Origin of the sequence: Kluyvera huaxiensis (genome assembly GCF_040149365.1) — a bacterium.
GTDB classification, from domain to species: domain Bacteria; phylum Pseudomonadota; class Gammaproteobacteria; order Enterobacterales; family Enterobacteriaceae; genus Kluyvera; species Kluyvera intermedia_A.
The window spans coordinates 1-21776 of the sequence record NZ_JBEFLV010000012.1 but is presented as its reverse complement, the minus strand read 5'-3'; the positions used below and the strand labels follow the sequence as shown (position 1 = coordinate 21776).

The following is a 21776-nucleotide window of genomic DNA, read 5'->3' as shown; positions in this document are numbered from 1 at the left end:
CCACGCTTGTATAACCTCTATGGGTTAATTACTCTACCGGTCTGTGTTTCGCGCCTAAACATCGTGTCAGGAAAGACTATGCAATACGATCTTATTATTATTGGCAGCGGCTCCGTTGGCGCTGCGGCAGGTTATTACGCCCGAAAAGCAGGATTAAACGTCCTGATGACCGACGCCCATATGCCGCCACACCAGCAGGGTAGCCACCACGGAGACACGCGCCTGATGCGTCATGCCTACGGCGAAGGCGAAAAATACGTGCCGCTGGTACTGCGCGCCCAGAAGTTATGGGATGAACTTGCCGCCACCAGCGGTGAAGAGCTGTTTGAACGCAGCGGCGTGGTTAACCTTGGCCCTGCCCACTCCAGCTTTCTCCAGACCGCAGCGCAAAGCGCTGCGCAGTTCGAGCTTCCGGTAGAGCATCTCGACGCCGCCGCGGTGATGAAACGCTGGCCGGAGATTATCGTACCGAGCGATTATCACGCTGTTTTTGAACCTAACGCTGGAGTACTGAAAAGCGAACTGGCTGTCAAAACGCTGATTGCAATGGCCAAAGACGCTGGCTGCGCGCAGCTATTTAACTGCCCTGTTACCGCAATACATAGCGATGCTGACGGCGTGACGATTGAAACCTCCGAAGGCAGCTGGCGCGGCAAGAAGTTACTGCTGAGCGCGGGCACCTGGGTGAAACAGTTCTACCCTGAGTTGCCTATTCAGCCAGTACGCAAAGTGTTTGCCTGGTATCAGGCCGATGGCCGCTACAGTAAAAAGAATAATTTCCCGGCCTTCACCGGTGAGTTACCGAATGGCGACCAGTTCTACGGCTTCCCAGCGGTGGAGAATGAGCTAAAAATCGGTAAGCATAATGGCGGCCAGCTGATAAACAGCCCCGAGGAACGAAAAGCGTTTGCGGCAGTTGCGACTGATGGCTCAGAAGCCTTCAGCTTCCTGCGCCAGATCCTGCCGGGAATTGGCGGTTGTCTGCACGGCGCATCCTGCACCTATGATAATTCGCCGGATGAAGATTTTATTATCGACACCCTGCCCGGCCAACCGGATGTCCTGTTTATCGGTGGTCTGAGCGGCCATGGATTTAAGTTTGCTACCGTGCTGGGCGAAATTGCCGCCCAGTTTGCACAACAGCAAACCCCAGCGTTTGACCTGAGCCCCTTCACGCTTAACCGCTTTAATCAATAAAACAAAACGGCCCCGAATTTTCGGGGCCGTTCACTCGAGAATGCTATGCGTCGCCTGTTCAACTATCTCATCAACAATATCCGTGAACACCTAATGCTTTATCTGATGCTCTGGCTGCTGCTGGCAGTGATTGACATCGCCTATCTCTATTTCAGCTAGTTACCGGCGCTTTCCGGGTCCGGAATACCCAGCTTGGTGTTCAGACGACCGCGGGACTTATTGAAGATTTTATTGCCATTTTCCCGCCCAGCGCGACGTAGACGCTGCTCTTCTTCCGGCAGTTTATGCTCTTCCTGACAGGCTTCGCTGCAACAGCCATCATATTTCGCCGCACAGGCCGGGCATTGGATAAACAACAGATGGCAACCGTCGTTTAAGCAATTAGTGTGGCTGTCGCATAGCGTGCCGCACTGGTGGCAATGAGCAATGATCTCATCGGAAATACGCTCGCCCATACGTTCGTCAAAGACAAAGTTCTTGCCAATAAAGCGCACCGGCAACCCCTGCTCACGTGCACGACGCGCATACTCAATGATCCCGCCTTCGATGTGCCAGACCTGCTTAAAGCCGTTGTGCTTCATCCACGCGCTGGCTTTCTCACAGCGAATGCCACCGGTGCAGTACATCACGATCTTTTTATCTTTATGCTCCTGCATCATCTCGACCGCCTTCGGCAACTGCTCGCGGAAGGTATCTGCCGGGATTTCCAGCGCCTGGTCGAAATGACCCACTTCATATTCGTAGTGGTTGCGCATATCGATAAACACCGCATCCGGGTCGTCGAGCATGGCGTTAACTTCGGCAGCCTTCAGGTACTCGCCCACATCGCTGGCATCAAAGGTTGAGTCTTCAATACCATCGGCGACAATACGCTCGCGCACCTTCATACGCAGTACCCAGAACGACTTACCGTCATCGTCCAGCGCAATATTAAGGCGCAGGTTTTTCAACGCCGGGTCGAAGCCGTCCAGGTACTCACGCAGCGCATCAACCTGGCTTGCAGGCACGCTAATCTGCGCATTAATCCCTTCGCGGGCAAGGTAGACGCGGCCAAAGACGTTTAGCGCCGACAACGCGACGTAGAGCGCATCTCGCGTTGCTTTCGGATCGACAATGGTAAAATATTTATAGAATGAGATGGTGGTGCGTGGCTCAGTTTCCGCCAGCATCTGCGCTTTCAGCGTCTCATTCGAAATGCGGTTATGCAACACTGGCATGGTGTTCTTATCCTGCAAAATTGAATGGATGATTCGGTTTATTGATAAACGGGGCGCATGATATAGCAATCATCGCCAATTTACATCTCCATATTTTGCGCTACATTTTTATCACCATCCATTAGGTACCTTAAAACAATCGTTTAAATTAACACCAGTCGAATGCTGGTCATTTTGGATGACAGAGAAAAAGTGCAACAATAGAGCCAGTTGCTTATAACAACAGGAAAGACATGACCCAGTTACCCAAATTTACTGCCGCACTGCTGCACCCCCGTTATTGGCTGTTATGGTTAGCCGTTGGCCTGCTCTGGCTAGTCGTTCAGTTGCCCTATCCGGTTCTTTATCGTCTGGGCCATGCAATGGGCCGATTGGCTATGCGCTTAATGAAACGACGCGCCAAAATTGCTTACCGTAATCTTGAACTCTGTTTCCCCGAGATGAGCGAAGCGGAACGCCAGCAATTGGCGGTGAAGAATTTTGAATCGGTGGGCATGGGCGTCATTGAAACCGGCATCGCCTGGTTCTGGCCTACCGCCCGCATAAATCGCTGGATGGATGCAAGTGGTCTTGAGCATATTCGCGCAGTACAGGATTCCGGGCGCGGCGTATTGCTGATCGGGATTCATTTCCTGACCCTCGAAATGGGCGCGCGGATGTTCGGCATTCATAATCCCGGTATCGGCGTCTACCGCCCGAATGACAACCCGGTCATCGACCTGCTCCAGACCTGGGGCCGCATGCGTTCCAATAAAGACATGATCGATCGTAAAGACCTTAAAGGGATGGTCAGAGCGCTGAAAAACGGCGAAATCATCTGGTATGCGCCGGATCACGACTACGGCCCACGCGCCAGCGTGTTTGCTCCGTTGTTCGCGGTGAAAGATGCGGCGACCACCTCCGGTACCTGGATGCTGGCGAAGATGTCTAAAGCCTGCATCGTGCCGTTCGTACCGCGCCGTAAACCGGATGGCAAAGGCTATGAGCTGATCATCCTGCCGCCTGAGTGCACCCCGCCGCTGGATGATGCCGAAACCACCGCCACGTGGATGAACAAAGTTATCGAGCAGTGCATCATGATGGCTCCCGAGCAGTACATGTGGTTACACCGCCGCTTTAAAACGCGCCCCGAGGGCATGCCCTCCCTGTACTAGCTCTTCCACGCGCAGCCCCGGCTGCGCGTTTTTGTTTTAGCTTTAAAGCTTCCCGCATTGCGACGATATGAACACAGGCGCATAATTAGCAGGCTTATATATACAGTCTTTTTTGGCGACATATCGCCTGCGGAATCCTATGCAACCCTCAGATGCCCCCATAAACTGGAAGCGTAACCTCACCGTCGTTTGGCTCGGCTGTTTTTTAACCGGTGCCGCATTCAGCCTGGTGATGCCTTTTCTCCCCCTCTATGTGGAACAACTTGGCATAACCGGTCATAGCGAACTCAATATGTGGTCCGGGCTGGTGTTCAGTATCACTTTCCTGTTTTCCGCCATTGCTTCGCCGCTGTGGGGCGGGCTCGCAGACCGTAAAGGCCGTAAAATCATGCTGCTGCGCTCGGCGCTGGGCATGGGAGTCGTGATGCTGTTAATGGGGCTGGCACAGAATATCTGGCAATTCCTGGTGCTGCGCGCGCTGCTGGGGCTATTAGGTGGGTTTATTCCTAACGCCAACGCCCTGATTGCAACGCAGATCCCGCGCCACAAAAGCGGCTGGGCGCTGGGGACATTATCCACGGGCGGGGTCAGCGGCGCGTTATTAGGACCACTGGCAGGCGGCTTCCTCGCGGACAACTATGGCCTGCGTCCGGTCTTCTTTATTACCGCAGCGGTCTTGTTTATTTGCTTTATTCTGACGCTCTTTTTTATCCGCGAGAACTTCACCCCGGTCTCCAAAAAGGAGATGCTGCACGTCAAAGAGGTGTTTGGCTCACTGAAAAACCGCGAGCTGGTCTTAAGCCTGTTTGTCACCACCTTAATCATTCAGGTCGCCACCGGCTCGATTGCCCCTATATTGACGCTTTATGTGCGCGATCTCGCGGGTAATATCAGCGATATTGCATTTATCAGCGGCATGATTGCGTCGGTACCCGGCGTGGCCGCGCTGCTGTGCGCGCCGCGACTGGGCAAACTGGGCGATCGCATCGGCCCCGAAAAGATCCTGATCGCCGCCCTCATCATTTCAGTGCTGTTACTGATCCCCATGTCGTTTGTACAAACGCCATTGCAGCTAGGAATCCTGCGGTTTCTGCTCGGCGCTGCCGATGGCGCGCTGCTACCCGCAGTGCAAACGCTGCTGGTCTACAACTCCAGCAACCAAATTGCCGGGCGAATTTTCAGCTATAACCAATCCTTTCGCGATATCGGTAACGTCACCGGCCCGCTGATTGGCGCCGCCGTCTCAGCAAACTATGGCTTCCGCGCCGTGTTTTTCGTTACCGCCCTGGTGGTATTAATTAACGCCGTTTATACCGGGCTTAGCCTGCGTCGTCGCCCTGCCCCATCCCGTACCTGAAGTACTCGCCCGGCGGTTTGCGTAAATTCAAAGCCGCGGGCGTGTACAACCAAAAAGTTCAGCTATTATTTTCCTGAATACCCATCATATTGCAGGGAGTTGAGATGACTTTATATGCCACCCTCGAAGAAGCTATTGATGCGGCACGCGAAACGTTCCTCGCCGATAACCCCGGTCTTGAGGAAGGTGACGCGGACGTACAGCAGTTCAATATGCAAAAGTACGTTCAACAAGACGGCGACATTATGTGGCAGGCCGAGTTCTTTGCCGACGAGGATGAAGACGGTGAATGCCTACCGATGCTCACTGGCGAAGCGGCCCAGAGCGTATTTGACGGCGACTTCGATGAAGTTGAACTGCGTCAGGAATGGATAGAAGAGAATACGTTGCACGAATGGGATGAGGGCGAGTATCAGCTTGAGCCCTCGCTGGATACCGAAGAGGGCCAGACCGCTGCCGATGAGTGGGATGAGCGCTAGTTACTCGTAAGGCCCGTGGCTGGCATCGATAGGCAGCAACAGGGTATCGAAGACCAGCGAGAATGGCAGATCAAGAATGGTGACATAACGCCAGGCGGAATCACGCAGATCCCATTGCACGCCCGGGTAGTACTGGTTTCCGTGGCCTTGCCCCGGGATTGTCCGGCTGATAATGCTGCCGCATCCGCTCAGCACCGTCACCATGGCCGCCACCAGAATGATTCGTATCACGTCAATCTTCCTCATTAAACAGACAAAAAAATACCGGCAATCATTGCCGGTATTTCCCTACGGCGAATCTAAGCTCCACGCGTTCCCAGCCTGAAGGCCGGGAACAGGCCTATTATCGCTATTTTGTTTTCAACGCCAATGGATTCAGCGTGAGTTTGTTGTACTCGCCCACCCACGAAGAGTATTTCTCCGGTGCCGCCCAAACGCGATAGTGCATGCGCGACAGCGTGACCGGGTCGCTCAGCAGAACCAGGCGACGATCGCGGTTAAGTTTGTCCGGCATATCGTTTAGAGCCTGCTCAACGTGACGGTCACGGGCGATTTCCAGCACCTTGCTGCTACGGTGACGGGCGGTTGCCATCGCCGTCGCCAGGGCGTTGAATGATGGGTTAAACACCGCATGCATAAAGCCATCGTCGAGGATCCGTTCGCGGTTAAGCTTCAGATAACTTTCGGTATCCGCCAGCACCTTCGGCGTACTGTACTCTTCCGGGATCAGGAACAGCTTCCAGCGTTTGGTGCGCAGACCGTTGGTTGCCCGACTCGACACCACTGACACAAACGGCGACAGGATCAGCGAGAAGACAATCGGTGACAGCCAGAACAGGAAGCGCAGATCCAGCCACGCCATGCCAACAGCCCACACCAGACCCAGCAGCATCTGCGAGCCATGACGCATAAACGCTTCGCTCCACGGCGTCGAGTCATCGTCACGTTGCGGAGAATTCCAGACCACTTCCCAGCCCAGGAACGCGCTGACCACAAACACGGTGTGGAACAGCATACGCACTGGCGCCAGCAGCACTGAGAACAGCACTTCCAGCAGCAGGGAAATCGTCACGCGGATAAAGCCGCCGTACTCTTTCGAGCCTTTGCACCACACCAGAATAATGCTCAGCAGCTTCGGCAGGAAAAGCAGAACCATCGTTGAGGCGAACAGGGCAATGGCCAGCTCAGGACGCCACTGCGGCCATACCGGGAACAGCTGACGCGGCTGCAGGAAGTACTGCGGCTCGGTCAACGCATGTACCACCTGTAGCGCAGTCGACAGGGCCAGGAACATAAACCACAGCGGCGCAGAGAGGTAGGACATTACGCCGGTCAGGAACACCGCGCGGTGTACCGGGTGCATGCCTTTCACCAGGAACAGGCGGAAGTTCATCAGGTTCCCCTGACACCAGCGACGGTCACGCTTGAGTTCATCCAGCAGGTTTGGCGGCAGCTCTTCATAGGAACCCGGCAGATCATAGGCAATCCACACGCCCCAGCCGGCACGGCGCATCAGCGCGGCTTCGACAAAGTCATGCGACAGAATCGACCCGGCAAAGTTACCGTCACCCGGCAACGGTGCCAGCGCACAGTGCTCGATAAACGGCTTCACGCGGATAATCGCATTGTGCCCCCAGTAGTGGGATTCCCCCAACTGCCAGAAGTGCAGACCCGCGGTAAACAGCGGCCCGTAGACGCGCGTCGCAAACTGCTGGCAGCGCGCATACAGCGTGTCCATCCCGGAAGCGCGTGGCGAAGACTGGATAATCCCCGCATTCGGATTCGCTTCCATCAGACGCACCAGGTTAGTCAGACAATCGCCGGACATTACGGAGTCGGCATCCAGTACCACCATGTAGCTGTACTGATTACCCCAACGACGACAGAAGTCATCGATGTTACCGCTTTTACGCTTCACGCGACGACGACGACGACGGTAGAAGATCTGCCCTTCGCCCTGCACTTCGGCGATAAGCTCCATCCACGCTTTCTGTTCTGCGACGCAGATGTCCGGGTTGTAGCTGTCGCTCAGGATATACACATCGAAGTGTTTTTCCTGACCGGTAGCCTTCACCGACTCCCAGGTCGCACGCAGACCAGCGAACACGCGGGACACATCTTCGTTGCAGATAGGCATAATCAGCGCCGTCCGGTGTTCCGGATTCAGCGGCTCATCGCCTACCGTCGAGGCAGAAATACTGTACTTATCGCGGCCTATCAGTAGCTGCAGGAAGCCCATCAGCGCGGTCCAGAAACCGGCTGAAACCCAGCAGAACAACACGGCGAACAGAATCAGGATCCCGGTTTGCAACAGATACGGCAGCAGTTGCATAAAGGAAAGCCAGACGTTCTGCCCAATCATGTCCGCTGGATTAATCAGCGCCCATCCCTGATACGGCAGGATGGTTTTCATGTACCAGGTCGCCACCACGGTCTGAGCCAGAGTAAGGATAAGCAGGGTATAGCGGCGCAAAGAGCCCACCGTACGCCATTTTGTCTCATGCTCCTGCTCTTCTTTGGTCAAGCGGGAAAGATAACGAGGAGTGACGTCGCGACCGCGCAGGCGATCCCAAAAACGGCCAACCGGGTTCGTCCGCCATGGATCGGGGAACATGGAGGAACGCGTTGCCTTCGGCATCGCCTTAAGCTGGGTACGCCCTTCGTCATCTTTGGTTAGCTGATCGCCAGCCAAAGAGTCAGGCCAGCTCTGTTCGAGCCGGGCCTTAACGGACGCCAGGGGAGTATCGTCATCACGGGAAAAAGATTGATGTTCGTCATCCAGTGCTTCGTGAACGGCACGGAGATCCGTGCCGGGAAGCGCTGCTTTTTCAGTATCCGTAAGCGACAGTGCGTCGATATACTTCGTAGTGTTATTCATTTGCAGGCAGCTGATAGCTCCAGGTTTCACTCAGCGACTGATCGGCATTGACCAGGGCTGCACGCATTTCAGTGGTTTTCTTCGGATCTTTCACTTTCACGCGCAGCGTTAAACGCCAACCTTTAGTGACCGGGTTGTAGCGAACGCTGTTTTCGACGATTTCACCGTTATCACCAATGCTGGCCTGGGCCGTTACCGCCGTATCCTGCGGCAGTTTGCGCATTTCAGCACCGGTGAAATCAACCACGAATGCTACCGTACCGTCTGGCTGGCGAATCAGGTTGGACTGTTTCACATCGCCGGTAGAACGGCGAGTCTGCATGACATACGCGCTGTCCGCGTCGTGCAGTTTCTCTTCGTCACGGGTAAAGGTGATGGTGTACTTATAGTTCATCTCTTTACCGGCATCCGGCAGCTTGTCCGGCGTCCAGTAAGCAACGATGTTGTCGTTAGTTTCGTCGTTAGTTGGGATTTCTACCAGCTCGATGGTCCCTTTGCCCCAATCACCTTTTGGCGTGATCCAGGCGCTAGGACGCAGATCGTAGCGGTCGTCAAGATCCTCAAAGTGAGAGAACTGACGGCCACGCTGCAACAGACCGAAACCTTGTGGATTTTCGGTCGCAAAGCTGCTGACGGCCAGATGTTTAGGGTTGTTCAGCGGACGCCAGATCCACTCATCGTTACCGGCATGAATAGACAGGCCGTTTGAGTCATGGAGTTCAGGACGGAAGTTAGTCGTCGGCGACGGCTGGCTCGGCCCAAACAGGAACATACTGGTCAGCGGTGCAACGCCCAGTTTGCCCACTTTATCGCGCAGGTAGATTTTGGTTTGTACATCAACCACGGTATCGCGGCCAGGCATCACCACAAAACGGTAGGCGCCGGTTGCACGTGGGGAGTCCAGCAGTGCATAGATAGTCAAACGCTTGTCGTTGGCTTTCGGACGTTCGATCCAGTATTCGCGAAAGCGAGGGAACTCTTCGCCAGACGGCAGCGCGGTGTCAATGGCCAGGCCACGTGCTGACAACCCGTAAACCTGCCCCTGACCCAGCACGCGGAAATAGCTCGCGCCAAGCATGCTGACGATTTCGTCGTTTTTATCTTTGCTATTCAGTGGGTAAAGCACTTTAAAGCCCGCGAAGCCAAGATCCTTCACGGTGTCTTTGTCATGCTGCACATCACCAAAAGTAAAATAGTCCGGGCTATATTTAATTTTACGCACGGAAGTCGCCGTGACTTCATTAATCGTCACCGGCGTGTCGAAATACATACCCTGATGGTAAAACTCAAGCTTAAATGGGGTCTTTATTTTGCTCCAGTATGCCTTATCGTGGTTGAACTGGATTTGTTGGTAGTCCGCGTATTTCATGTCACGGAACACGGATGGCAGATTGCTTTTCGGCGCTTCATAGCTCTTATCAGCTAGCGATTTAGCCTGCTTCGCAACGTCATCAATACTGAATGCCCATGCAGATGAAGTACACAGGGACAACATTACGGCTGCGCCTAACCAACGCAGTTTCATCATCTGTGGTGTATGTTTCATATAACTAAGCACTTCCCCCTTTGTGTGCTTAAATCGATCCGATCCATATTACTGGAAATTCAAGCGATCCGACAACATAATCCCCATATTGTTCAGCGCGGTGGCTTATGGAATAAACAACTGTTAACCGCACTTTGCACTTTGTGTGCTTATCCTGGAGACAGGTAGCCAGAGTTAGTGTAGGGTTGCCAACGAATGTAAACTTCATCGTCAGCTTGCGTAAGGCGATTAGTCCGAGAATCATACCTAACCCTATGAATAACAAACCCGCACAGCGTGAATACTTCCTCGACTCCATTCGGGCCTGGCTGATGCTCCTGGGGATTCCTTTTCACATCTCACTACTCTACTCCAGCCACACCTGGCATATGAACAGTGAAACGCCGTCATGGTGGTTAACGCTGTTCAACGATTTCATTCACGCTTTTCGCATGCAGGTATTTTTTGTTATCTCGGGCTACTTTTCCTATATGCTTTTTTTGCGCTATCCGCTCAAAAAATGGTGGAAAGTCCGCGTGGAGCGAGTCGGTATTCCGCTGCTTACCGCCATCCCGCTTCTGACGCTACCGCAATTCCTGATGCTGCAATATGTAAAGGGTAAGACGGAAAGCTGGCATACGCTCACTTTCTATCAAAAATATAATACGCTGGCCTGGGAACTGGTGTCGCATCTGTGGTTCTTGCTGGTGCTGGTGGTCCTCACCACCCTCGGTATTCTGGCGTTTCGTCTGATGCGTCGCCGCCAGATGCGCAGACGCGCCGATCTTTTCGATAATATGTCGATGGGTAAGTTGACGCTGATGTTCTTGCTGCTGGGTATCGTCTACGCAGCCATTCGCCGCACAATTTTCTTACTCTATCCACCGATCCTGAGCGACGGCTTATTTAACTTTGTCGTCATGCAGACGCTCTTCTACATTCCGTTCTTTATTCTTGGCGCGCTGGCGTTTATTCACCCGCGGCTGAAGACGCTGTTTATCACGCCGTCGCCCTGGTGCATTTTTGCCGCACTGCTCGGGTTCATCGCTTATCTCGCAAACCAGCATTATGGTTCTGGCGATGCGTGGATGTATGAGACTGAGTACGTCGTTACGATGGTGCTAGGTCTGTGGATGGTCAACGTGGTCTTTTCGTTTGGTCACCGCCTGCTGAACTTCCAGTCAGCACGAGTGACCTATTTCGTGAACGCGTCTTTATTTATCTACCTGGTGCATCATCCATTAACGCTGTTTTTTGGCGCATGGATAATGCCAGGTATTAGTTCAAATGCGCTGGGTTTCCTGACTGGCCTGCTGTTTGTCGTCGGCTGCGCAATATTGCTCTATGAGATTCATCTGCGCATTCCGTTGCTGCGTTTTCTTTTCTCCGGTAAGCCCCAGCAAAAAATAGCCAAGGCTCCGACCAGCGGTACTAAGTGTTAGCATCATTCGCCAGAAAAGGCATCCTGGTCTGGCTGAGCTGCTGCTGATACAGCGCCAACGTCTCCTCGTCGAAGCAAACAAAGTAGACGATCTCTGGCAAACTACGCCGAGTAAGAAAGGCGGCCACGGTGCTGACCGCAATCTCTGCTGCTGGGGCATGCGGGTAGCCGTATGCCCCGGTTGAAATGGCTGGAAACGCAAGCGTGCGATAACCATTGTCTAACGCCAGCTGCAGGCTGTTGCGGTACGCTTGCTCTAATAGAGAAGCTTCATGTGCATCCCCGCCCTGCCAGACCGGCCCGACGGTATGAATAACCGCCTTCGCTTTCAAATCCCCTGCATGAGTAATCACAGCATGTCCCGGTGGGCAGGTACCCTGCTGCTGACGTACAACCGCGCAAGCCTCCTGTAGCGAGGGGCCTGCTGCACGGTGGATGGCGCCATCAACACCGCCACCACCCATCAGTGAAGGGTTGGCGGCATTGACAATAACATCCACGTCAAGGCGTGTGATATCGCCTTGCAGCAGCTGAATTCGTTCGGTCATGCTTACTATCCTCTGTCTAAGAAGAACATATTGTCTACCATAGACAACGCTGACCGCAATTTCGTTTCGGACTATTTGTATTCGACTTTCAGTATTGCCAGTTTTTTCGCCCGGTCCACCCACTGTAGACGGGCTGTGCTCATGTCATTAGAAATAACATTACCCTGAACCAACGCACTGATGGGGATAGCCTGCTCAGTAGTGCCGATTTTATCGTTATAGCATTTAACATGAACTTGTTTTGGAGAGGCTTGATATGCGCAAGGAGTTTCAACAATCTGCCCAACAAAGTGGATAACGCCACCGCTTGCTGCAAGGGCAGATGTCGAACTCAACGCAAGGAAAGAAACGATAGAAATCAAACTGCGGATGATTGTTTGCATGGCAACTCCCAGTGAATTTTAAGTGTCTGGAATAGCGCACGGTTCCGTAGTGCATCTCTGGCTCACATTCTGTAAACATTGCATTTACATTAATGACGTTAGACGGCTTTTATGTTTCCTGCATACGGAGCCTATCGATAAGCCATCTACTTTCTATTCTCGGCAGCCTTAGCGATCTCTTGATTCATTTCGTAAAAGAAAAAGGCCGTAATGCTCAGATCACGGCCTTCTCATCTTTTTAAACTCATTGTGACTACATTACCTATACATCTGAACCATTAACGGAAGTTACAGCCAGCAGCACCCGGTTGATTACATTTTGCCCCATCAGCCGTGCCAGAAACCGGGCTACTGGTGAAGAAGCCACCACGAACTGTGGTTGCAGTCACGCTTGGGGTACCGCCGACCGGATCGACGCCACCACCATCTCCGCCACCGTTATTGCCGCCACCATTGTTACCGCCACCATTGTTACCGCCACCGTTATTGCCGCCGCCGTTGTTACCGCCGCCGTTGTTGCCGCCGCCGTTGTGACCACCGCCGTTGTGACCGCCGCCGTTGTGACCGCCGCCGTTGTTGCCGCCGCCGTTGTGACCACCGCCGTTGTGACCGCCGCCGTTGTGACCGCCGCCGTTGTGACCGCCGCCGTTGTGACCGCCGCCGTTGTGACCGCCGCCGTTGTGACCGCCGCCGTTGTGACCGCCACCGTTGTCGCCGCCGCCGTTATGACCGCCACCGTTGTGACCGCCGCCGTTGTCGCCGCCGCCGTTATGACCGCCGCCGTTATGACCGCCGCCGTTATGACCGCCGCCGTTATGACCGCCGCCGTTGTGACCGCCGCCGTTGTTGCCGCCGCCGTTGTGACCGCCGCCGTTGTTGCCGCCACCGTTGTTGCCGCCGCCGTTGTTGCCGCCACCGTTGTCGCCGCCACCGTTGTGACCGCCACCGTTGTGACCGCCACCGTTGTGACCGCCACCGTTGTCGCCGCCACCGTTGTGACCGCCACCGTTGTGACCGCCACCGTTACCCCAACCGCCGCCATTACCCCAGCCGCCGCCGTTACCCCAACCGTTGCCGTTGCCCCAGCCGCCGCCTAAACCACCACCATGGCCTCCGCCGATGCCGCCACCATGGCCTCCGCCGATGCCGCCACCATGGCCTCCGCCGATACCACCGCCATGGCCTCCGCCGATACCACCGCCATGGCCTCCGCCGATGCCACCATCATGGCCTCCGCCGATACCGCCACCAATACCACCACCATGGCCGCCACCGATACCACCGCCATGGCCTCCGCCGATACCACCGTCGATGCCGCCGCCGATGCCACCACCATGGCCGCCGCCGATACCGCCGCCGATGCCACCACCAATGCCGCCATCGTTGCCGCCGCCCTGACCACCGCCGTTGCCGCCGCCCTGACCACCGCCGTTGCCGCCACCCTGACCGCCGCCATTACCGCCGCCATTACCGCCGCCCTGACCGCCATCGTTGCCGCCGCCCTGACCACCGCCGTTGCCTCCGCCCTGACCGCCGCCGTTGCCGCCGCCCTGACCGCCATCGTTGCCGCCGCCGTTGCCACCGCCCTGACCGCCGCCGTTGCCGCCGCCCTGACCGCCACCGTTGCCGCCGCCATTACCACCTCCCTGACCGCCACCGTTGCCGCCGCCATTACCGCCGCCCTGACCGCCGCCGTTGCCGCCACCCTGACCACCACCGTGATCACCACCGCCTCCATTGCCACCACCGCCTCCGTTACCGCCACCGCCTCCGTTACCACCACCGCCTCCGTTACCACCACCGCCTCCATTACCACCACCGCCTCCGTTACCGCCACCGCCTCCGTTACCACCACCGCCTCCGTTACCACCACCGCCTCCGTTACCACCACCGCCTCCGTTACCACCACCGCCTCCATTACCGCCACCGCCTCCATTACCGCCACCGCCTCCATTACCGCCACCGCCTCCATTGCCGCCGTGGTCGCTACCGCCGCCATTTCCATTGCCGTTGCCATTATTGCCGTTACCGTTACCACCGCCTCCACTACCGTTACCGTTATTTGAATTCTGGCCGCTGTTGCCATTATTACCGTTACCACCTGCAGCTACGGCATATATAGTCGCCGCAGGGTATAAAACGGTGAGCGCCACTATGATGGCGAGTTGCTTCATTTTCATGATGAACCCTTTCACACGTTATTAGTTGCTGTGTGCTATTGCCGTAAAAACCGATCATTTTGTAATAAAAACAAATATAACCAGAGATAATCACGACACCCTTCCGGAAATTACATAACACCCTAACGATAAGTACGTAATTAATAAGGAGAGACAAAAATATAAATTTCAATAAGTTATGAAGCCAATTAATAATGAGAAGGCACAGCGACTAAAGATTTGATGATAGAGATCCCACACAATCAGAAAAAGTATTGTGTTTAAAATAATGACCGAGACGCTTCCACTACAGATTTTAAAATAAAAATCATAGTGCTTATTGCTCGATGTTAATTGGTATCTAAAATCATATTAATCTTTAAAAATTTACCACCTTACCGTGCCAGAGATATCGAAAGAAAGATATGTAAGTTTTACCACACCGAAATACTCAGTGACTCGATGCTATACGGATGAGTATGCATATTGGCAAGGTATGATGTTCTCATTACAAAGAATGATTTATTTTAAAAAAGTCAAACTTTAGTATTACCAATCACCTTGTTAATACAATTAGCCAACGCAAAATGAAAACAACACGTTATAAGCATGATGCTTCTACTAAAGTTTGAAGAACGATAAACAGCACATAAAATCATCATACAAATAGTATGATGCAATCATATTATGGCAACACGATGATTACACATTACATTGATTATAATAATATTTAAACTAAATTAATGTATATGTATGATCATTAAGATATTGCGTTAAAAACTTAATCAATATAATTAATTTACATTTTGTAATTTATTTTTACATTATGTTTCATGATTATTTCTTGCTTTAAGGTATGCAACGACTAAATTTTAAATTAAGAAGCATTGGCTATTATTTCTATATTCGTAATACTTAAACCACACAGCAACCACTTTTCAGCAGTGCTTAAATAGATGATTCTATAATATGTGACTGTTGTTAATATAAAATTGGGGACTCATCATGACAAAAGAGCTCACCTTTTCTAACCAGACTCTTTTCTTGATTACAAGGCCGTCACTTCAGTCGTGCGCCCTTGCACAAAATCTGAAAAAGTTACTCAAGATGGATGTGAAAATCATTAATATTCACATAGTTAACATAGATAGCATTGCTAATGGCATCATTCTTTTTGATTTGATAGAGACTGACAAGCGGTTAATAAAAGGATGGCAAGAAGAACTGTGTAAAATTAAAAGTGGCGTCAAGCTACTCCTCTTTAATGCACCTGAAGATTATGCCTATTCTGATATCGAAACCTGGCCACATATCTGCGGCATATTTTACTCTCATGATGAAGAACATTTTCTGATCAAAGGGTTACAGAAAGTAATGGAGGGAGAATGCTATTTTTCCCGTAAGTTAGCCAGTTATCTGATCATGCATTCAGGTAACTATCGTTACGATAATTTAGAAAGCACGATCCTGACTTACAGAGAAAAAGAGATCCTGAACAAGCTGCGTATCGGCGCGTCAAACATTGAAATCGCCCGCTCACTGTTTATTAGTGAAAGTACGGTTAAAACCCACCTTTACCATCTGTTCAAGAAAATTGCCGTTAAGAATCGCACTCAGGCCGTATCGTGGGCAAACGACAATTTTAAGCATTAAATCAAGAGATAAAAAAACGGCGGCAGATTCATCATCTGCCGCCGTTTTGATTTATGTGCTGCTATCAGAGCACTGGTTCTTTCGCAGATTGCGTTCTGGCTTTCCGATTAGCGAGCCACAGACCGCTATTTTTCATCGCATAACCAAACGCTAATCCCACCACTAAAGAGGGGACCACCAGCTTCCAATTGCCCTGCCCAGCGAAAGTCGCACAGGCACCGATAAAAGTACCGGGCACAAATGAGAGCAGCAGCTGTTTCGCCTGAATACACATCAGGAACGCCACAATGCCGGTCATAACATAGCCGACGATCTCCAGATGGGGAGCCAATGCGCTGCCGTAGATGATCACCAGCGCCCAAATAACGCCACTCATGGTTGTGCAGGCGGAAATCGCCAGGCCCTTTAACCCACCCGTCGGACAGGCAAAATAGGCCGTACAGCCTAAGAATCCGGCCCAGCTGAGTAACCCGAGGGATACGGCAACCCATCCCCAGATACCGGAGAGAATGCCTGTTGTGATTGCAATAGCTAAGATAACGTTCATGGCGAGCATCTTAGCAGATACTCTCCCATTTGATGAGATCATGAGCACACAATTCTAATGGTGCTCATTTCAATTACATTAATTTTGTGATTAAAATCACTCTTCTTGTTCTTCCTGCAGATCGTCAAACATCGCCGAAATCGCTTCGCGAGTCAGCGTTGCCATCGCACGCCAGAACGTCGTCGTCGCATGGGCTTCAACTTTCCCAAGGAAAGTCCCCACCCAAGGCAGAATATAATCGTCAAACAGGGTTTCCAGCGCCTCGTTATCATCTTCGGTAACGTTATCTTCCAGCCACGAAGCGGCCAGCAACAGCGTACCCAGTTGATCCGCAGGGTTATCACCCAATGGCATACCATGCATGGTTAAAAAGGCACGGACTTCAGCTTCCGTCGCCCCTTCCACCCAAGCGCTACGTACCGGCGGCACGCTACACTCTTCGCCAACAAACAGTGCATTATAATCAGCAGCAATCTGCTGGATATCGCAGCTCTTTTGCAGACGAGCTAGTAGTTCATCCTGCTCCAGCGGCCAGTTTGCTGCCAGCTTGCCTTCGCGAATCAGGGTAAACAGCGGAACCAGCAGAGGATCTTGCGGTTGACGGTAATACAGTGAGCCAAGCGCACGACAGATGATTGAAAACTCGTTCATTCAGTTAATCCAGTTAGTCATTAAAATTCAGCAAATTCGGGAATCGACGGCATGCCGCGCGATTCAAGATAATTCAGGAAACGGCGTGGAGTCACGTTGAGGATCCTCTCCTGAGGAAAATCCACAGCATCAAGGATCTTCTGGCACTCGGTAAACTCACCCAGCGTGAATGCGGTATGCGAGTCCGACCCCAGCGCCAACCAGCCCCCTGCGTCACGTACTGCGGCGGCAATAGCCTGGCAGTTTTGCTCGCTACCTACGCGTGAACTGACAAAAGAAGAGTTATTAATCTCCAACGCCACATGATACTTCGCCGCTGCGGCGGCAATTGCCGGAATATCTACAGGAAATTTCGGATTTCCCGGATGGCTAATCATATGAACGTTACCACTCGCCATGGCGGCAATCATCGCCTCGGTGTGCGTCTCTTTATCCTTGGGGGCGAAAACTGGCTCATGGAAGCCAGCAATAATAAAGTCCAGCGAGGTCAGCATTGGTCCGGTGCAGTCAATCTCACCGTCGATATTTTTGATATTCGCTTCAATACCGCGCAGGATCCCAACGCCATCGACAATACGTGGCCAGATACGCATATTCACAAAGTGCCAGTAATGCGGAGCGTCGGCCATATCGGGGCCGTGATCGGTAATCGCGAATAGCTTGATCCCTTTGCGTTTCGCTTCGGCGATATAGTCATGCAGCGTACTGTAGGCATGTGTACTGGCGACAGTGTGCATATGTAAGTCAACAGGATACATCACATTCTCCTCTTTTGTGATTACTCAAGGATAGCAGGAAAGCCCCACGTTTATTAGCCTGGCATATCAGTAGCCGCGTTGACGATCGACCTGTCCATCGACCTGCTCACCGCGCTCCAGCTGGCTAATTGTGTGCGCAATGTAGCTAATGGCTTCCTGAGGACGGGTAACGGCAGCTACGTGCGGAGTCATCGTCACCCGCGGGTGGCGCCATAAAGGGCTTTCTTTGGGTAATGGTTCACGACTAAAAACATCCAGCATCGCGGCTTTCAGCTTGCCGCTATCGAGAGCTACCAGCAGTTCGTCTTCCACCACATGAACACCGCGCGCCAGATTGAGAACGTAGCTATTATCAGGCAGTTGGGCCAGCAGCGACTGATTGATGATGCCAATGGTTTCGGCGGTGTTGGGCAGAAGATTGATTAGCACCCGGGTTTCACGCAGGAATTCCCCAAATTCAGCCTCACCGGCAAAACTTGTCACCTGCGGCCAATCTTTACGGCTGCGGCTCCAGCAACGTACCGGGAATCCCCACGCCAAAAGACTTTGCGCCACTTTCGAACCCAGCACGCCCGCCCCCATAATGCCAATGGTGAATTCCTCATGGTGATAATCGGGCAGCGGCTGCCAGGTGCCTTCACGTTGTAACGCCTGATAGTCATCAAAACGGCGGAACCAATGCAGCACCTGACTTACGGCATACTCCTGCATCTGGCTTCCCATCCCGGTATCTTCCAGGCGGTACAGCGGGGTCGATTCCGGCAACATTTCAGGGTGAGCCTTGAGTTTGCTGAGGATAGAATCGACGCCGGCGCCTAGTGCAAACACCGCTTTCAGCTCGCGCCCCTGCAACATTTCCACCGGCGGATGCCACACCAGAGCGTAATCTGCCGGTTGGTTGTCACCGCGCTGCCACGCGCGGACATTAGCGCCCGGCAATTTCTTGCTCAGCTCGGCAATCCAGTAAGGGGTATCAAACGTGGGATGGTAAAAGATGATCTCCATTGCGACTCCTGTTTTAAAGCACCTCGACGAGAGCTCGCCCGGCGCATTTTTGATTATTTTTGTGATTTCACAGCATAACAAATTTCGTTTACCTGTCCCGCGAAATGCGGGGCTGATCGCAAAAAAGACGATTTATGCGTATTTAAGGAACAAGTTGAGCGAAGTTTGTCTAAACGCACGATTTTTTTAAAAAGTTTATTGACGCTGGCAGGCCTTTTCCCTACATTAGCGCTCGTCCCAGCAACACGGGACAACAATATGGTGAGGTGTCCGAGTGGCTGAAGGAGCACGCCTGGAAAGTGTGTATACGGCAACGTATCCGGGGTTCGAATCCCCGCCTCACCGCCATATTTTAAGAAGAGCTCGTACGCAAGTACGGGCTTTTTTTTCGCATATTGCACGCTCCGGCGGGGTGAGAAGCCCGGACCCGGGGTCGACAACTGGCGCAGCCAGTTGGACAGACGGCGAACGCAGTGAGCTGGCTGCCCGTCAGGGCGAGCAAAGCGAGTCAATCCCCGCCTCACCGCCATATTTTAAGAAGAGCTCGTACGCAAGTACGGGCTTTTTTTTTCGCATGTTGCACGCACCAAAGGGGTGAGAAGCCCGGGCCCGGGAAAATGTAAAATCAATCTTCGCTCATCTGCGCATATTCCTCGCTCAGGAAATCCACCAGCGCTCTCACTGCCGGTAGCAATCCACGGCGCGATGGGAATACGGCGTGGATCACTTCACGTTTCGGTTCCCACCCATCGAGGATCCGGACCAAAGATCCCTCGGCCAACTGTTCTCTCGCCATTAAGAGCGGCAGTTGAACTACGCCAATGCCTGCAATAGCGGCATCACGCAGCGTCAGCATATCGCCGGTTATTAAACGTGGTGTGAAATGAACTTCAGCTCTGGCGCCCTTTGGCCCATCCAGCAACCACCTATGAATGTGTTTTCCGGCCGACATACTCAACCCCGGCCAGCGGCTGAGATCGTCCGGCGAGTTCGGTTTACCCAACAAAGCCACCAGCGACGGGCTTGCCACCAGACAATGCCCACGGTCAGCCAACACGCGCATTACCAGATCGCTATCTTCAAATGGGCGCGGTCTGACACGAATCGCTACATCAACGCCCTCCGCCACCAGATCAACCCTCCGGTTAGTGGCCTCCAGTTGGATCTGTACGCCAGGATAACGCGCCATAAAACGCGCCAGCATCGGCCCCACATGCACATGTAATAACGTTACCGGGCAAGCCAACTTCACGCATCCGCGCGGTTCAGCCTGTAATACCGCAATAGCCTCTTGCGCTGCTTCCGCTTCTATTAGCATCGCTTTGCAGTGCTGATAGACCGTTTGCCCCACCTCAGTCACCGTAAACTGCCGGGTCGTCCGATAGATCAAACTTACGCCAAGCTGTTCTTCCAGTTGGGCAATCCGTCGGCTGAGTTTCGATTTTGGGACATCCAGCGCCCGTCCCGCAGCGGCAAAGCCACCGTTATCCACCACGTGCACAAACCACGCTAATGCATTGAGATCCTGCATCGCACCTCATCGTTCCATTTTCGCAACAGTGTAGGTCAATTTTACTATCTACCGAGAAATTAACCTCGAATATAAGCTAATAACCATCAACGCTCACTACGCAGGAGAAACAAATGAAACAGATTACGGGTGTCTATACCGCACCACGTCCACACTGGGTGGGCGATGGCTTCCCGGTTCGTTCGTTATTTTCTTATCAGTCGCATGGCGAAAGCCTGAGCCCATTTCTGTTGCTTGACTATGCCGGGCCACACCACTTTCCCGCTGACGGTGCCAAACGCGGCGTAGGTGAACATCCCCATCGCGGGTTCGAGACGGTGACTATCGTCTACGCCGGTGAAGTAGAACACCGCGATTCCACCGGCAAAGGGGGCGTGATTGGTCCAGGAGACGTGCAGTGGATGACGGCGGGTGCAGGCATTCTTCATCAGGAGTTTCATTCGGCTGAGTTTGCCCGCCAGGGCGGCGAGCTGAAGATGATTCAGCTGTGGGTCAACCTGCCAGCGAAAGACAAAATGACCGCACCGGGCTACCAGGGCATTGAAGCCGCCACGATCCCGACAGTCACGCTATCTGACGAGAGGGGTTCGCTGCGGGTGATTGCAGGCCGCTACGGGAATGTGACCGGCCCTGCCAGCACCTTCTCGCCGATGAACGTGTGGGACATGCAGATCCCGCGGGATAAAGAGGTCTCATTTGAGCAACCTGAAGACTGGAGCACTGCGATTATTGTGCTGGAAGGCAGCGTGACGGTGAACAGTGACACCGTCGCCGAGGAGGCGCAGCTAGTGGTGCTAAGTCAGCAGGGCAAACGCGTGCATCTTCACGCCAGCAGCGACGCGAAAGTACTGGTCCTGGCCGGTGAGCCGATAGATGAACCGATTGTGGGCTATGGCCCCTTCGTGATGAACAGTAAAGCCGAAATTGCCGAAGCCGTTCGTGATTTTAACTCCGGCCATTTTGGTCAGATTTAACCGTCATCAACGCCATCATTCCCAGCGTTAATCCACCTGCCCTGTTATCGACCGACGGGGCAGTGTTCATTGATTAACCGAACAATACATAATGCATAAATTATGCTTGACCGTTTTAGTCCAACTCCCTATAGTAGCGCCCCGTTGCCCACCTAAGGTGAGCAGCAAAACAATATGGTGAGGTGTCCGAGTGGCTGAAGGAGCACGCCTGGAAAGTGTGTATACGGCAACGTATCCGGGGTTCGAATCCCCGCCTCACCGCCATATTTTAAGAAGAGCTCGTACGCAAGTACGGGCTTTTTTTTCGCATATTGCACGC

At 53.1% G+C, this 21776-nt stretch carries 21 protein-coding genes and 2 tRNA genes; 12 read left to right on the top strand and 11 right to left on the bottom strand.

Translation table 11 applies throughout. The features are described 5' to 3' along the window. Positions 1-78: 78 nt before the first annotated feature. Both solA and ABOC97_RS13620 read left to right on the top strand, forming a co-directional pair. Complete coding sequence (solA, locus tag ABOC97_RS13625) at positions 79-1197, top strand: N-methyl-L-tryptophan oxidase (protein ID WP_349598500.1); 1119 nt, start codon at positions 79-81, stop codon at positions 1195-1197. A gap of 45 nt (positions 1198-1242) precedes the next feature. Beyond that, positions 1243-1356, top strand: coding sequence for a DUF2770 family protein (locus tag ABOC97_RS13620; RefSeq protein WP_072277087.1), 114 nt, complete (start codon positions 1243-1245; stop codon positions 1354-1356). Here ABOC97_RS13620 and trhO read toward each other — a convergent pair. Next, a complete protein-coding gene (trhO, locus tag ABOC97_RS13615; protein ID WP_349598496.1) occupies positions 1353-2414 on the bottom strand; it encodes an oxygen-dependent tRNA uridine(34) hydroxylase TrhO in 1062 nt (353 codons plus the stop codon). The genes ABOC97_RS13620 and trhO overlap by 4 nt on opposite strands. Before the next feature lie 233 nt (positions 2415-2647). Between trhO and ABOC97_RS13610 the strand changes: the two genes are divergently transcribed. From ABOC97_RS13610 to ABOC97_RS13600, 3 genes are all read left to right on the top strand, one after another. Continuing rightward, positions 2648-3568 carry a Kdo(2)-lipid IV(A) acyltransferase gene (locus ABOC97_RS13610; RefSeq protein WP_349598493.1) on the top strand — a complete coding sequence of 307 codons (921 nt, stop codon included), beginning with the start codon at positions 2648-2650 and terminating at the stop codon, positions 3566-3568. A 139-nt stretch (positions 3569-3707) separates the two neighbouring features. Then, positions 3708-4925, top strand: a complete 1218-nt coding sequence (mdtG, locus tag ABOC97_RS13605; RefSeq protein ID WP_349598490.1) for a multidrug efflux MFS transporter MdtG — start codon at positions 3708-3710, stop codon at positions 4923-4925. Between the two features lie 104 nt (positions 4926-5029). Next, the gene (locus tag ABOC97_RS13600) at positions 5030-5404 is read left to right on the top strand and encodes a MysB family protein (protein ID WP_234503913.1); all 375 of its coding nucleotides are present in this window, start codon (positions 5030-5032) and stop codon (positions 5402-5404) included. Here ABOC97_RS13600 and ABOC97_RS13595 read toward each other — a convergent pair whose 3' ends face one another. From ABOC97_RS13595 to mdoG, 3 genes are all read right to left on the bottom strand, one after another. Beyond that, the gene (locus ABOC97_RS13595; protein ID WP_349598776.1) at positions 5405-5632 is read right to left on the bottom strand and encodes a YceK/YidQ family lipoprotein; all 228 of its coding nucleotides are present in this window, start codon (positions 5630-5632) and stop codon (positions 5405-5407) included. A gap of 121 nt (positions 5633-5753) precedes the next feature. Further along, positions 5754-8282, bottom strand: a complete 2529-nt coding sequence (gene mdoH / locus ABOC97_RS13590) for a glucans biosynthesis glucosyltransferase MdoH (RefSeq protein WP_349598486.1) — start codon at positions 8280-8282, stop codon at positions 5754-5756. After that, positions 8275-9828, bottom strand: coding sequence for a glucans biosynthesis protein MdoG (gene mdoG / locus ABOC97_RS13585; protein ID WP_349598483.1), 1554 nt, complete (start codon positions 9826-9828; stop codon positions 8275-8277). The genes mdoH and mdoG overlap by 8 nt, the downstream gene beginning before the upstream one ends. Positions 9829-10082: 254 nt before the next feature. Here mdoG and mdoC point away from each other — a divergent pair, with 254 nt between their 5' ends. Then, the gene (gene mdoC, locus ABOC97_RS13580) at positions 10083-11249 is read left to right on the top strand and encodes a glucans biosynthesis protein MdoC (protein WP_234503910.1); all 1167 of its coding nucleotides are present in this window, start codon (positions 10083-10085) and stop codon (positions 11247-11249) included. Here the strand turns inward: mdoC and ymdB are convergent. Both ymdB and ABOC97_RS13570 read right to left on the bottom strand, forming a co-directional pair. Continuing rightward, positions 11239-11796 (bottom strand): O-acetyl-ADP-ribose deacetylase, encoded by a 558-nt coding sequence (ymdB, locus tag ABOC97_RS13575; RefSeq protein ID WP_234503906.1) that lies wholly within the window; start codon positions 11794-11796, stop codon positions 11239-11241. The genes mdoC and ymdB overlap by 11 nt on opposite strands. Before the next feature lie 71 nt (positions 11797-11867). After that, positions 11868-12179, bottom strand: coding sequence for a hypothetical protein (locus tag ABOC97_RS13570; protein ID WP_349598480.1), 312 nt, complete (start codon positions 12177-12179; stop codon positions 11868-11870). 308 nt (positions 12180-12487) lie between these two features. On the opposite strand from ABOC97_RS13570, the gene ABOC97_RS13565 reads away from it, so the two are divergent. The 3 genes from ABOC97_RS13565 (at position 12488) to csgD (ending at position 15991) form a co-directional block, all read left to right on the top strand. Then, positions 12488-13276: a hypothetical protein gene (locus tag ABOC97_RS13565; RefSeq protein ID WP_349598477.1), complete on the top strand. Its 789-nt coding sequence runs from the start codon at positions 12488-12490 to the stop codon at positions 13274-13276. Positions 13277-13285: 9 nt separating this feature from the next. After that, the gene (locus ABOC97_RS13560; RefSeq protein ID WP_349598474.1) at positions 13286-14245 is read left to right on the top strand and encodes a hypothetical protein; all 960 of its coding nucleotides are present in this window, start codon (positions 13286-13288) and stop codon (positions 14243-14245) included. Between the two features lie 1098 nt (positions 14246-15343). Then, positions 15344-15991 carry a biofilm master transcriptional regulator CsgD gene (csgD, locus tag ABOC97_RS13555; protein ID WP_349598471.1) on the top strand — a complete coding sequence of 216 codons (648 nt, stop codon included), beginning with the start codon at positions 15344-15346 and terminating at the stop codon, positions 15989-15991. A 64-nt stretch (positions 15992-16055) separates the two neighbouring features. On the opposite strand, the gene ABOC97_RS13550 is transcribed toward csgD, so the two are convergent. From ABOC97_RS13550 to ghrA, 4 genes are all read right to left on the bottom strand, one after another. After that, positions 16056-16538 (bottom strand): DUF1097 domain-containing protein, encoded by a 483-nt coding sequence (locus tag ABOC97_RS13550; protein WP_349598469.1) that lies wholly within the window; start codon positions 16536-16538, stop codon positions 16056-16058. Positions 16539-16634: 96 nt separating this feature from the next. Continuing rightward, complete coding sequence (locus ABOC97_RS13545) at positions 16635-17189, bottom strand: TorD/DmsD family molecular chaperone (RefSeq protein WP_349598466.1); 555 nt, start codon at positions 17187-17189, stop codon at positions 16635-16637. Between the two features lie 20 nt (positions 17190-17209). Then, on the bottom strand, positions 17210-17947 hold the full coding sequence (locus tag ABOC97_RS13540; protein WP_349598463.1) for a phosphatase: 738 nt from the start codon (positions 17945-17947) through the stop codon (positions 17210-17212). Between the two features lie 66 nt (positions 17948-18013). Beyond that, a complete protein-coding gene (gene ghrA, locus ABOC97_RS13535; protein WP_349598460.1) occupies positions 18014-18952 on the bottom strand; it encodes a glyoxylate/hydroxypyruvate reductase GhrA in 939 nt (312 codons plus the stop codon). Positions 18953-19212: 260 nt separating this feature from the next. Between ghrA and ABOC97_RS13530 the strand changes: the two genes are divergently transcribed. Continuing rightward, positions 19213-19300, top strand: a tRNA-Ser gene (locus ABOC97_RS13530). A 277-nt stretch (positions 19301-19577) separates the two neighbouring features. Here the strand turns inward: ABOC97_RS13530 and ABOC97_RS13525 are convergent. Further along, positions 19578-20483 carry a LysR family transcriptional regulator gene (locus tag ABOC97_RS13525; protein WP_349598457.1) on the bottom strand — a complete coding sequence of 302 codons (906 nt, stop codon included), beginning with the start codon at positions 20481-20483 and terminating at the stop codon, positions 19578-19580. Positions 20484-20596: 113 nt separating this feature from the next. On the opposite strand from ABOC97_RS13525, the gene ABOC97_RS13520 reads away from it, so the two are divergent. Both ABOC97_RS13520 and ABOC97_RS13515 read left to right on the top strand, forming a co-directional pair. Further along, complete coding sequence (locus tag ABOC97_RS13520; protein ID WP_349598454.1) at positions 20597-21457, top strand: pirin family protein; 861 nt, start codon at positions 20597-20599, stop codon at positions 21455-21457. A gap of 176 nt (positions 21458-21633) precedes the next feature. Beyond that, positions 21634-21721 (top strand) — tRNA-Ser (locus tag ABOC97_RS13515). The last annotated feature ends 55 nt before the right edge of the window (positions 21722-21776 follow it).

Bases quoted from the DNA above. Each gene is read 5' to 3' on its own strand.
- trhO (WP_349598496.1), bottom strand. From the start codon at position 2,414: ATGCCAGTGTTGCATAACCGCATTTCGAATGAGACGCTGAAAGCGCAG.
- csgD (WP_349598471.1), top strand. From the start codon at position 15,344: ATGACAAAAGAGCTCACCTTTTCTAACCAGACTCTTTTCTTGATTACA.
- ABOC97_RS13560 (WP_349598474.1), top strand. From the start codon at position 13,286: ATGGCCTCCGCCGATGCCGCCACCATGGCCTCCGCCGATGCCGCCACC.
- ABOC97_RS13545 (WP_349598466.1), bottom strand. From the start codon at position 17,189: ATGAACGAGTTTTCAATCATCTGTCGTGCGCTTGGCTCACTGTATTAC.
- mdoG (WP_349598483.1), bottom strand. From the start codon at position 9,828: ATGAAACATACACCACAGATGATGAAACTGCGTTGGTTAGGCGCAGCC.
- ABOC97_RS13620 (WP_072277087.1), top strand. From the start codon at position 1,243: ATGCGTCGCCTGTTCAACTATCTCATCAACAATATCCGTGAACACCTA.
- ABOC97_RS13550 (WP_349598469.1), bottom strand. From the start codon at position 16,538: ATGAACGTTATCTTAGCTATTGCAATCACAACAGGCATTCTCTCCGGT.
- ABOC97_RS13520 (WP_349598454.1), top strand. From the start codon at position 20,597: ATGAAACAGATTACGGGTGTCTATACCGCACCACGTCCACACTGGGTG.
- ABOC97_RS13610 (WP_349598493.1), top strand. From the start codon at position 2,648: ATGACCCAGTTACCCAAATTTACTGCCGCACTGCTGCACCCCCGTTAT.
- solA (WP_349598500.1), top strand. From the start codon at position 79: ATGCAATACGATCTTATTATTATTGGCAGCGGCTCCGTTGGCGCTGCG.
- ABOC97_RS13525 (WP_349598457.1), bottom strand. From the start codon at position 20,483: ATGCAGGATCTCAATGCATTAGCGTGGTTTGTGCACGTGGTGGATAAC.
- ymdB (WP_234503906.1), bottom strand. From the start codon at position 11,796: ATGACCGAACGAATTCAGCTGCTGCAAGGCGATATCACACGCCTTGAC.
- mdoH (WP_349598486.1), bottom strand. From the start codon at position 8,282: ATGAATAACACTACGAAGTATATCGACGCACTGTCGCTTACGGATACT.
- ABOC97_RS13540 (WP_349598463.1), bottom strand. From the start codon at position 17,947: ATGTATCCTGTTGACTTACATATGCACACTGTCGCCAGTACACATGCC.
- mdoC (WP_234503910.1), top strand. From the start codon at position 10,083: ATGAATAACAAACCCGCACAGCGTGAATACTTCCTCGACTCCATTCGG.
- mdtG (WP_349598490.1), top strand. From the start codon at position 3,708: ATGCAACCCTCAGATGCCCCCATAAACTGGAAGCGTAACCTCACCGTC.
- ABOC97_RS13600 (WP_234503913.1), top strand. From the start codon at position 5,030: ATGACTTTATATGCCACCCTCGAAGAAGCTATTGATGCGGCACGCGAA.
- ABOC97_RS13570 (WP_349598480.1), bottom strand. From the start codon at position 12,179: ATGCAAACAATCATCCGCAGTTTGATTTCTATCGTTTCTTTCCTTGCG.
- ghrA (WP_349598460.1), bottom strand. From the start codon at position 18,952: ATGGAGATCATCTTTTACCATCCCACGTTTGATACCCCTTACTGGATT.